Annotated in this window: 8 protein-coding genes, 1 tRNA gene and 2 pseudogenes; 5 read left to right on the top strand and 6 right to left on the bottom strand. The window is 50.2% G+C overall.

All coding sequences use genetic code 11. The features are described from left to right. Together H6F43_RS08915 and H6F43_RS08910 are read right to left on the bottom strand one after the other, a co-directional pair. Nucleotides 1–230: pseudogene (locus tag H6F43_RS08915) on the bottom strand (hypothetical protein); the annotation flags it as partial. 92 nt (nucleotides 231–322) lie between these two features. Then, nucleotides 323–1,735 (bottom strand): radical SAM protein, encoded by a 1,413-nt coding sequence (locus H6F43_RS08910; RefSeq protein WP_190342438.1) that lies wholly within the window; start codon nucleotides 1,733–1,735, stop codon nucleotides 323–325. A 244-nt stretch (nucleotides 1,736–1,979) separates the two neighbouring features. Between H6F43_RS08910 and H6F43_RS23040 the strand changes: the two are divergent. The 4 genes and pseudogenes from H6F43_RS23040 to H6F43_RS08895 form a co-directional block, all read left to right on the top strand. Beyond that, nucleotides 1,980–2,186, top strand: a pseudogene (locus H6F43_RS23040) (heavy metal-associated domain-containing protein); the annotation flags it as partial. A 39-nt stretch (nucleotides 2,187–2,225) separates the two neighbouring features. Further along, nucleotides 2,226–4,340: a heavy metal translocating P-type ATPase gene (locus H6F43_RS08905; RefSeq protein ID WP_347272389.1), complete on the top strand. Its 2,115-nt coding sequence runs from the start codon at nucleotides 2,226–2,228 to the stop codon at nucleotides 4,338–4,340. Nucleotides 4,341–4,401: 61 nt separating this feature from the next. Further along, complete coding sequence (locus H6F43_RS08900) at nucleotides 4,402–5,745, top strand: condensation domain-containing protein (protein ID WP_190342436.1); 1,344 nt, start codon at nucleotides 4,402–4,404, stop codon at nucleotides 5,743–5,745. 33 nt (nucleotides 5,746–5,778) lie between these two features. Beyond that, nucleotides 5,779–5,985: a hypothetical protein gene (locus H6F43_RS08895; RefSeq protein ID WP_190342435.1), complete on the top strand. Its 207-nt coding sequence runs from the start codon at nucleotides 5,779–5,781 to the stop codon at nucleotides 5,983–5,985. A gap of 269 nt (nucleotides 5,986–6,254) precedes the next feature. Here the strand turns inward: H6F43_RS08895 and H6F43_RS08890 are convergent. Further along, nucleotides 6,255–6,328 (bottom strand) — tRNA-Pro (locus tag H6F43_RS08890). 150 nt (nucleotides 6,329–6,478) lie between these two features. Here H6F43_RS08890 and H6F43_RS08885 point away from each other — a divergent pair. Continuing rightward, the gene (locus H6F43_RS08885) at nucleotides 6,479–8,302 is read left to right on the top strand and encodes an AAA family ATPase (RefSeq protein ID WP_190342434.1); all 1,824 of its coding nucleotides are present in this window, start codon (nucleotides 6,479–6,481) and stop codon (nucleotides 8,300–8,302) included. Nucleotides 8,303–8,414: 112 nt separating this feature from the next. Here H6F43_RS08885 and H6F43_RS08880 read toward each other — a convergent pair whose 3' ends face one another. From H6F43_RS08880 to glgX, 3 genes are all read right to left on the bottom strand, one after another. Continuing rightward, the gene (locus H6F43_RS08880) at nucleotides 8,415–8,684 is read right to left on the bottom strand and encodes a GlsB/YeaQ/YmgE family stress response membrane protein (protein ID WP_190342433.1); all 270 of its coding nucleotides are present in this window, start codon (nucleotides 8,682–8,684) and stop codon (nucleotides 8,415–8,417) included. Between the two features lie 88 nt (nucleotides 8,685–8,772). Continuing rightward, on the bottom strand, nucleotides 8,773–9,042 hold the full coding sequence (locus H6F43_RS08875; protein ID WP_190342433.1) for a GlsB/YeaQ/YmgE family stress response membrane protein: 270 nt from the start codon (nucleotides 9,040–9,042) through the stop codon (nucleotides 8,773–8,775). A 513-nt stretch (nucleotides 9,043–9,555) separates the two neighbouring features. After that, nucleotides 9,556–11,290 (bottom strand): glycogen debranching protein GlgX (gene glgX / locus H6F43_RS08870; protein ID WP_190342432.1); only part of this gene is annotated, 1,735 nt, incomplete at its 5' end.

Here is an 11,290-nt window from a genome sequence, read left to right as displayed (position 1 = left end):
GCACCAATAATGACGCCTTTTAGTCTTGCAGACTGCCCACGACGCTTTAGCCACAGCGCGATCGGAATTACATAAACGAGCTGCGACACTCCCGAAAACAGGATTGGAAACAGCCAAAGGTAGTTGGTAACTAACGAATTTAAGACAGAATTCGGGATCGCCTGACTAATCAGCGTAACGACAAAGACTAGCCCGAAGTAAACCCAAAAGGCGACGAAATGTGCGCCCAAAAGGAAAAAGATTCCAGCTGAAATCCCCCTAATTTCGTCTCTGCGTGTCATGTAGTGTCCTACTAGGCATCAGTCTTTTTGCAATTAATTAGTTAGGAGCGGTAAGCCACCAGTGGATAACCCTGGCTTCCTTCGCGGTAAAACATATTGTACGTATCGAACGGAATAATACGACCGTCGGGATCGGCAATGTGAATACACGATCGCTTGACCGATCGCACATCCAAATTAAACGCATCCATAAACTGCACAATCATAATCCGAAAGATGTTTTCGTAGGTCAATCCTGTCGGCACATTGACCAAAGGTAAACAGCAAAGCAGTTGCTTCAGCGTCGTTGCAGAAGAACTCGGCGAATGATTGGTCGAAAACAGCTTAAAGATATTTTGCTTCAGCTCCTCATTCTGCTCGTAAACAACCGAGTTAGGCATGACGTTGATGAACGCAGTCGGATCGAGCAATCCGGTTAGCGGAATCACCTGACCGTTGATTTTTAGCGCGTATGCCATTGCCAAGCAGTCAGGATGGCAGGGCACCGGAAGCAGATCTTTCGGCTGAAAATGTGGACTCTGCTGCAAAATAGCGCGGCGAACTTCGGTTAACGTGTAGCGATCGCGCGTTGGATCAAATCCCTCTAACCGTCCTGCTGCCTGGATGGGCTGAAAGGTTACGCCTCGGACGCATTTCTGCTGTAAGGCATAATCAATAATTTTGCCAATTTCACCATCGTTCAGCCCCTTCTTCAGCGTAACCACGAGCGTGGTTGAAATATTGAACTCATTTAGATGCGCGATCGCCTGCTCTCGAATGGCTCGCACATCCGCACCGCGTAATTCTTTTAGCGCAGCCGCTTCAAAACTGTCGAATTGCAGGTATACCTCAATTCCTGGCATGTACTGGCTGAGGCGATCGCAAAACTCTCGATCGATCGCGATTCGCATTCCATTCGTATTGATCATCAAGTGCTTAATTGGCTTGCTTTTGGCAAAGTCCAAAATTTGAAAGAACTCTGGATGAATCGTCGGTTCGCCGCCGCTGATCTGCACAATATCGGGTTCGCCCTCGTTCGCTACCACGTTTTCGATCATGTGTTCGATCTGCTCAAGACTGCGATGGCGACGCTGTAAGTCCTTACTAGAAAATTCTTCAGTGCCCGAATCTGCGTAACAGATTGGGCAGGAAAGATTGCAGCGATCGGTAATTTCTACCAGCGTCAAGCAGCTATGCTGTTCGTGGTCGGGACACAGCCCACAGTCGTACGGACAGCCACGCTCGATCGCCGTGTTAAAGCGGCGTGGCATGTCTCCCGGCTTAATAAATTCCTGGCACTGTTTGTAATACTCGATATCATCGGCAATGAGAACTTCTTCGCGTCCGTGAAAGGAACAGTGTTTCATTAAATACACGTTGCCATCGCGAAAAATAATCTTTGCTTCAGTTTTTGCTAAGCATTTAGAACAAACGCTGTTCGTCAGCGCATAGAACAAGTAGGGGCGAGTAGGCATTGCAATTGGAAGGTGAAGTGCATGAGGTTATGCTACGCGATCGTAGAATCGCAATCTGGCTTTTACCTGACTGATTGACAAATCTTCGATCGTCCCTTTAGCTACAGGGCTGATTGCTGAGAGATTACGGCGCGACTCACGATAGAAACAAAAATGGTTATCGTTCCATCTGTGAACAGTTATTCAAACGTTTAAATGTTTGCTTTAGAATGACAGAAATCAACGCTGCATTCCATCAACAGCTATGACTCAGACTCCTGCCCTCAAGACTCAACATTTGCAAGTGCGTGGAATGGACTGCACCAGTTGCGCGATCAAAATCGAGCGCAGCTTACAGCAATTAAAAGGAGTGGCTGAAGTTTCAGTCAGTGTCGCGACCGAGCGCTTAACCGTTTCCTACAACCCACAGCACGTTAGTGAAGCAGACATTCAGACCCGTGTAAAAGCATTAGGTTACAGCATTGCATCAGAGGCAGTCGCTACAAAGCAAATCCTAGATATTATTGTGGGCGGAATGGACTGTTCTGGATGTGCTAGCAAGATTTCTACAGCGCTTGAGAATTTAGCAGGAGTCGAGGACGCATTCATTAACGTTGACTCAGGCAAACTAAAGGTTTCTTACGATCCCCGCCAAATTGACCCTCAGACGCTTCAAAACCGCGTTGTGGCTTTGGGGTTTACTGTTATTGCTCCAGAATCCCAATCAGAGCTTCACGATCGTACTCATGAGCCGCGTCGTGGTGCAGAGTTTCACCTCAAACGGGAACTGCCCTCTGTACTGTTTGTGGTTGCCCTATTTGGGCTAGGGCTGATTTTTGAGGAACCTTTGCACAACACGCCCTATAGCTTCGCTGAGTATGCTGTTTTCATTCCGGCATACCTGATCAGTGGTTGGTCGGTTTTGAGAACAGCGGGACTCAACATCTTACGCGGGCAAGTGTTTGATGAAAACTTCCTGATGACGATCGCAACCGTTGGGGCGATCGTCATTCACAAACTGCCGGAAGCAGTGGGAGTGATGCTGTTCTACAAGGTGGGTGAGCTATTTCAGGAAGCTGCTGTTAGCCGTTCTCGCCGCTCCATTCAATCTCTATTAGAAATTCGTCCCGATGCTGCCAATCTAAAAACAAACACAGGTATTCAGGTTGTTTCTCCAGAAATTGTGAAAGTTCGCGATCTCATCTTGATCAAGCCGGGTGAACGGGTTCCGCTAGATGGAGAAGTGCTGGAGGGCACCTCTCAGGTGGATACTTCTGCTCTTACAGGTGAGTCTGTCCCTCGCACAATTCGACCTGGAGAAGTAGTGCTGGGAGGTATGATTAATCAGTCAGGAGTTCTGACGGTTCGAGTGACCAAACGATCTAGCGAATCTTCAATTTCTCGCATTCTAGATTTGGTCGAGAACGCTAGCAGCAAGAAGGCAACAACTGAGAAATTTATTACTCGATTTGCCTCCCGCTACACTCCCGTTGTAGTCATTCTTTCATTGGCGATCGCCCTCCTTCCTCCCCTCTTTATTCCAGGTGCAACTCATGCAGAATGGGTCTATCGGGCACTCATTCTGCTAGTAATTTCTTGCCCTTGTGGGTTGGTGATTAGCATTCCATTGGGCTATTTTGGTGGTATTGGCGGAGCCGCAAAACGCGGTATTTTAATCAAGGGATCTACCTTCCTGGACACCTTGGCAGGCTTAAAAACGGTGGTGTTCGATAAGACTGGAACGTTAACGAAAGGCGTATTTCAAGTTACTGAAATTGTCCCCAAAAATGGTTTCACCGAGTCCGAGCTGCTAGAATTGGCAGCCAAAGTGGAAGCTCATTCAACCCATCCCATTGCTCAATCGATTCGCGCAGCATATGAGCGAGAGATCGATGATTCTGAGATTCAGGATTACGTTGAAATTGCAGGGCATGGTATCCAAGCCAGCGTTAACGGTCGTATTGTGACTGCTGGAAACGATCGCCTCTTACATCGCAAAAACATTGACTACGATGTCTGCAACGTGGAAGGAACCGTTGTGCATTTTGCCGTTAATGGAACGTATACCGGACGCATTATTATTACCGATGAGCTGAAAGAAGATGCGGTTCAGGCAATTCAGGCATTAAGGGTAACGGGCATTCGGAAAACGTTGATGCTAACGGGAGATACCGAAGCGGCGGCTGCCAGCATTGCTAACAAAGTTGGACTGGATTATTTTCACGCTGGGCTACTGCCTGAAGGAAAAGTCGAGGCAATTGAAGCAATTTTGGCTCAGGAGCGTAACGGCGATCGAGTTGCATTTGTCGGTGATGGCATTAATGATGCTCCTGTTCTTGCTAGAGCCGATGTCGGAATTGCAATGGGAGCGCTAGGCTCAGATGCCGCGATCGAAACTGCCGATGTGGTTTTAATGACAGATGCTCCCTCCAAAGTGGCGGAAGCAATTCAAGTGGGGCAAAAAACGCTCCGCATTGTCTGGCAGAACATCATTTTTGCAATGGTCATCAAAGGAGGATTCATTGTGCTGGGGATCTTCGGTGTTGCAACGATGTGGGAAGCCGTTTTTGCCGATATAGGTGTTGCACTGATGGCGATCTTCAACGCAATGCGAGTGCTGAGATAGCGGTTTTACCTGAATTAGCGGCGACAGCAGACTTGGAGCCTTTAGAGATAAAGGGTAAACTTTGGCGTATCTGTTATTAAGGCTTAAGGATCTTGATATGGGTAGTTTCAGCCGTAGGCTTGGTTTAACTGAACATCTTTTTGCGACACTCCATTCACTGGGCGCAATGCTCTATGTCAATATCGCTCACATACAAGGAGCCGTTCCATTTGAGATACTTAGGACTGCTATTAATTTACTCCAAGAGCGACACCCTTTACTGCAAACCCATCTTCAGAAATCAGGGGATAGTTTTTATTTTGTTTCTGGCACTGGTTTATTAATTCCTTTACAGGTCATTGAGCAAGAATATAAGCAACAGTGGCTTGAGATTGCTCAGGGTGAGATGCTTCGGACATTTTCTGATGAGGAAGAACCACTTTGTCGAATTACGTTTGTACAAGCGAAAGAAAAAACAGATACTAACCAATTGATCGTGACCTTCCATCATGCGATCGCTGCTGGAAGCTCTGCCCTCCATCTCATTGATGAGCTTTTATCCTACTGCTGCGATTTAGCTGAGGGTGTAGCCATCACTCCTCCGGAAGCAATGCCTTTACAGCCACCATTGGAGCAGTTTCTGGAGAGGTACCTATCCAACCAGGCTCCCTTACCTTCCACTCAGATTGCATCCAGTCAAGCAGACTCGTCCCCAACTCTCATCATTGAAGAAACGACAACATCAGAGCATCGGGAAACTCATTTGATAACTCGCCTATTCAGTCGATCCTTAACACAGCATCTTCAAGACCGTTGTCGTCAAGAGCAAACAACTGTTCATGGTGCCTTATGTACAGCCATGTTAATTGCAGCTTCTACGGAGACCTTAAAAACCAGCAACCCGTCCCTACTATCCTGTAGCTCTAATGTTGATTTGCGGGTATTCTGCCACCCGCCTGTTGCACAAAGTCAGCTAGGTTGCTTCGTTTCTGCCATCACAACAACTCACTTTCTTGATTCTGAACCTGACTTTTGGCAATTAGCTCGTGACTGTCGATCAAACATTCGTCAGATGATCGATTCTAAAGTCCCTCATTATCAAGTCTCTAATCCAGAGCTGCTGAAAAAATATCAAGTTTCCTTCCTGACACAAATGGCAGAGTACAACATGGGAAGAAATACAGCGACGCATGTTTCTAACTTGGGAAAGTTTTACTCCAAAAGTGAGAGCGAGTGCTTCAGACTAAAAGAGTTTTATTTTGCGACCGGGCAACATATTGTAGGAACTTGCCTCTGGCTGGGTGTTGTTACTTTAAATAACCAAATGAACTGCACCTTCGCTCATGTTGAACCGTTGCTAAGTAAGAAAACGGCGGAATTACTTATCAATAATGTGATCATGACACTGGAGAATGCTGTCATTTAACTTCTCTACAGCCTCAGTAGCGGCTCGATCGACATGGGCAATTTTCGGATTAGCTGCCAACCTGCCAACGGCCTAGCGATCGCTTATGGCTTGGGCAAACCAGAGTCCACCCCCATCTACTTCTCCTATGAGGAAGCGGGTGGTAATAGTCGCACCGTCAATATTCCCATTCTCAGCATTACGGGCGGCAAAATCGACAAATGGATGAGCTTCACCCGCCGATTTCAACCCACGCGCTAGGAGCCACAATGGAGTTAATCGGTTGGTGGCAGCCGAAGCTGGAAAAGCTTACCTCCAGACCTACGGCAACAGCCCAGCTGCTCAACGCACAGCGCTTGCAGTCTCCCGCGATCTCTTCGGACAGGTTTCTGATCGGATTGCTGCCAGATATCCTGAACTAGAAAGCAGTTGCCCAGGATGGCGGAAGTCAAAGGCGACGAATCAGCAATGCTTTACCGCCTTGCCTTACCCATCCCATAGCCCCTTAAATCTCATCGTTCAGAACCCAATCGGGATGACAGGATTTGAACCTGCGGCATCCTGCTCCCAAAGCAGGCGCGCTACCAAGCTGCGCTACATCCCGTTAGACTACACCACAATAGCATATGCAGATAGCTGTGAACGGTGCGCTTCAATGACCAACTCTGTCGTTGAAGTGTAACAAGTCCATACAGGGTCCCCTGCCTCTTGAATCTGGATGTCTATACTGAAGGCACTAGGCAAGGGCAGGCGTATGGATGACTTATTGAAAGAATTTGAAGAACTCGTCGATCAGGGCGTTGAGGGCTTACTCGACATCGTTAGAGTGATCGAAGGGAGAACGGAACCCGACGGTTGGAGCACCTCTCGCAGCGCCACAGAGACTCCCCGAGACACCTCTGCACCCGATAGCAGTCGAGTGCGGGCAACCCGATCGACGCCGCCTGCCACGGGTGATGTCATTATTACACCGCCTGCCACGGATAGCGTTCCGCCGACCTCGTTGAAGGGAGTTGGCGGCTTATCCGACGTTTTAAGAGAGCTGCGCGAACTCGTTGAACTGCCGCTGAAGCGCCCAGACCTGCTGACGATGTTGGGGTTAGAACCCACGACGGGCGTGCTTCTCGTTGGACCCCCCGGCACTGGGAAGACCTTGACCGCTCGGGCACTGGCCACTGAACTCGATGTCAACTACATCGCCATTGTAGGACCGGAGGTGATGGGCAAGTACTACGGGGAAGCCGAAGCTCGACTCCGGAGCCTGTTCCAGAAAGCCTCGCGGTCTGCGCCCTGTATTGTCTTCATTGACGAGATTGATAGCCTTGCCCCCGATCGCGCCAAAGCAGAGGGCGAAGTAGAAAAGCGCGTCGTAGCGCAACTGCTGAGCTTGATGGACGGCTTTGCCAAAACCAAAGGCGTGATTGTTCTGGCGGCAACGAACCGCGCCGACCATCTCGATCCGGCACTGCGGCGTCCGGGACGGTTTGATCGGGAGGTGCAGTTCCGCGTTCCCGATCGGGCTGGACGGCTAGAAATTCTGGAAATCTTGACGAGTGCGATGCCCTTAGAGGCATCGGTGGATCTGAATACAATCGCCGATCTATCGGTGGGAATGGTTGGAGCCGACCTGAGAGCGCTCTGCCAGAAAGCGGCTTACACAGCGCTGCGTCGGCTCGTTCCGTCGCTGGAGAGTCCGCTGCCGCAGGGGATGACCGTAACGCAAGCAGATTTTCTACAGGCGATCAAAGCAATTAAGCCTGCGGTTCTACGATCGGTAGAGGTCGAGGCTCCCAAGATCGCGTGGGAGGACATTGGGGGACTCGACAGCGTAAAGCAAACGCTAAAAGAGTCGGTTGAGGGCGCGTTGTTGTACCCCGAACTCTACCAACAAACGAAAGCGAAAGCGCCGCGAGGTATTTTGCTGTGGGGACCGCCGGGGACGGGCAAGACGCTACTGGCAAAGGCAGTTGCGGCTCAAGCCCGCGCCAACTTTATTTCAGTCAACGGTCCCGAACTCTTGAGCAAGTGGGTGGGAGCATCTGAGCAGGCAGTGCGGGAACTGTTCAGAAAAGCACGACAGGCGGCTCCTTGCGTCGTGTTTGTCGATGAGATTGACACCCTGGCTCCGGCACGCGGCAGTTTCCAGAGTGATTCGGGTGTTAGCGATCGAGTTGTTGGGCAACTGCTGACGGAGCTTGATGGCTTGCAGGAGTGCCCAAATGTGCTGCTCGTTGGAGCCACCAATCGTCCAGAAGCCCTCGATCCGGCACTGCTGCGGGCTGGGCGGCTCGATTTGCAACTGAAAGTCGATCTGCCGGACGAAGCTAGCCGTCTTGCTATTTTGCGCGTGCACAACGACGATCGACCGATCGCAGATGTCGATTTAGCTTACTGGGCAGCGCAAACTGAGGAGTGGAATGGAGCTGATTTGTCGCTATTGAGCAATCAGGCAGCAACGGAGGCGATCCGTCGCTATCGTGCTGAAGTCTGCGACGGTTCTAGCACCATTCAAATAACAACTGATGACTTTGCGGCTGCCTACCAGCGGCTTGCCACCCAGCGAGCCATGAGCCGTTAGCCAGCTTACGCCCATCAGTCACTTAACAAACCCAACAAAAAGCCTCCGCACAAGCGGAGGCTTTTATCATTCTTGGCGTTTCACAATCGCCGCTACAATCTAGTCTCAATACTTAGTAGGCGCGACGGGTAGCTGCGTAGTAGATGAACAGAGCAACGACTGCACCCAGAACTGCTACAACAATACCGCCGATACTCAAGCCTGCAGACGTTAAAGCTAATGTACCTGTCGTTAGGAAGGTGTAGAGGCTACCACCAACAAATGCACCAATAATACCCAATAGCATTGTGCTTAAAATGCCGCCGCTTTGGTGTCCGGGATAAATCGCTTTAGCGATCGCACCAGCAATTAGACCCAACACAATCCAAGCTAGAATATCCATTTTCTTCTCCGTTTGTAAGTGAAAGATGTGTTAAACAAGTGGTTTACGTTAGCGTTTCATAATCGCCGCTACAATCTAGTCTCAATACTTAGTAGGCGCGACGGGTAGCTGCGTAGTAGATGAACAGAGCAACGACTGCACCCAGAACTGCTACAACAATACCGCCGATACTCAAGCCTGCAGACGTTAAAGCTAATGTACCTGTCGTTAGGAAGGTGTAGAGGCTACCACCAACAAATGCACCAATAATACCCAATAGCATTGTGCTTAAAATGCCGCCGCTTTGGTGTCCGGGATAAATCGCTTTAGCGATCGCACCAGCAATTAGACCCAACACAATCCAAGCTAGAATATCCATTTTCTTCTCCGTTTTTAGGTGAGAGATACGTTAATACAGATGCTTTACAGTCGGTAGTAGAAGTCGTCTACCATGCTTAATAGCGTATCAAGCTGAATGGCCTCTGAAGCACTGCCGAAAGGAGGGAACGCGGTTCTAGCTAGAGGGATAACTCACTTTGCAGAGACTTATACTTCCGGCTGAGAAAAACTAAGCTTCAGAGAGAATCATCCTCATGCGGATAGATTTAGAAAGACAAACTCTGGTTAATTGAAGACATTTAGTGGTTTAGGCTACATTTATGTCTTTCCATCTACACAAACTTCCGTAATGGCTACCAGCCATTACGGAGGTTCTTGCTCCGTTAGGGTTTGCCCCCTTCCCTTTCTCAAATGCCGCAGGCTATAACCCTCCCCGAAACGGGGAGAGAGCCTGCCCCTTCCCTGCAACGGAAGGGGCAGGCTCTCTCGGCGTACCTCACCAAATTGAGAAACGCTATAGCCACGAGGATGCTTGCAGTTGTTTGCTCAACGGCTACTGAAAGCACTGAAGTATGACCAACGATCGCCCCATCACTGGCACTGTTTTGTCACCTGAGAACGTGATCTGCTCATCCACAAACCGGGGCTGTTTCGTGTTAACGATCGCCCGCCAGTTCCGGTTTTGTAGCTGTGGCGGCAGGGTAAACTCAATCAAGTCCCAGTGCACGTTGAAGCACAAAAAGAAGCTATCGTCGCAAATGCGATTGCGCTGGATGTCGCAGTCGGGCAGTTCCTCACCATTGAGAAAAATTCCGATCGACTTCGCATATCCAGCGTGCCATTGTTCATCCGACATGCTGCAACCGTCTGGATTAAACCAGGCAATGTCGCTGACGTCTGACCCGTGGATTGCCTGCCCCTGAAACCATCGCTGCCGACGAAACACAGGATGCAGGTGCCGCAGATGGATTAAGTCACGGGTAAAGTCTAATAGATCGGCATTCTGCTCCTGTAGGTTCCAATCGAGCCAGGACAACTCACTATCCTGACAGTACGCGTTGTTATTGCCGTGCTGCGATCGCCCCATTTCATCGCCCATCACCAGCATTGGAATGCCTTGCGACAGCATCAGCGTTGAGAGGAAATTTCGCTGCTGGCGATCGCGAAACGCCAGAATGTCTCGATCGTCCGTTTCGCCTTCGGCACCGCAGTTCCAGGAGCGATTGTGGCTTTCACCGTCGCGGCTGTCTTCGCCGTTGGCTTCATTGTGTTTTTCGTTGTAGCTGACCAAATCGCGCAGCGTAAATCCATCGTGCGCCGTGATGAAATTAATGCTGGCGTGGGGGCGGCGTCCGTTCATCTGGTAGAGATCCGGACTGCCCGTGAACCGATAGCCAAACTCGCCTAGCTTGCCATCCAGTCCCCGCCAGTAGTCGCGCATTTCATCCCGATAGCGTCCGTTCCACTCGGACCACAGCACCGGGAAATTCCCGACTTGATAACCACCATCCCCAATGTCCCAGGGTTCCGCAATCAACTTGACATTCGCCAAAATCGGATCTTGATGAATGATGTCAAAAAATGCCGACAGGTTATCCACGGCGTAGAGTTCTCTCGCCAACGCGGACGCCAAATCGAACCGGAAGCCGTCTACGTGCATTTCCGTGACCCAGTAGCGCAAGCTGTCCATGATCAGCTTTAGCACTTGCGCATGGCGGACGTTCAGCGAGTTGCCGCAGCCCGTAAAGTCCATGTAGTAGCGCTCGTTGCCCTCTACCAAGCGGTAGTAGGTTGCGTTATCAATGCCGCGCAGTGACACAGTGGGACCGCAGTGATTTCCTTCGCCCGTGTGGTTGTACACCACGTCCAAAATCACTTCGATCCCCGCTTCGTGCAGCGCTTTCACCATTTGTTTGAATTCCCGAACTTGTCCACCGGGAGCACGATCGGCGCTGTAGCTAGCGTGCGGTGCAAAGAAGTTGATCGAGTCGTAGCCCCAATAGTTGGTCAATCCTTTGTCTGCAAGATGTCCGGGCTGCGACAAAAAGTGGTGAACGGGCATCAGTTCAACCGCCGTGATCCCGAGCGATCGCAGGTGCGCGATCGCCGCTGGATGCGCGAGTCCTGCGTAGGTGCCCCGCAGCGGTTCTGGAATGTCTGGGTGCTGCTTAGTAAAACCTTTGACGTGCAGTTCATAAATGACTGTTTCGTTCCAAGGCGTTTTTAGCAGGCGATCGTTGCCCCAGTCAAACGACTCATCCACAACCACACATTTGGGCATTAACTCC

This window comes from Leptolyngbya sp. FACHB-36, assembly GCF_014695955.1.
Classification (GTDB): domain Bacteria; phylum Cyanobacteriota; class Cyanobacteriia; order Leptolyngbyales; family Leptolyngbyaceae; genus FACHB-36.
Note: the sequence above shows the minus strand (reverse complement) of the source record. Positions and strands in the feature narration are given on the sequence as shown.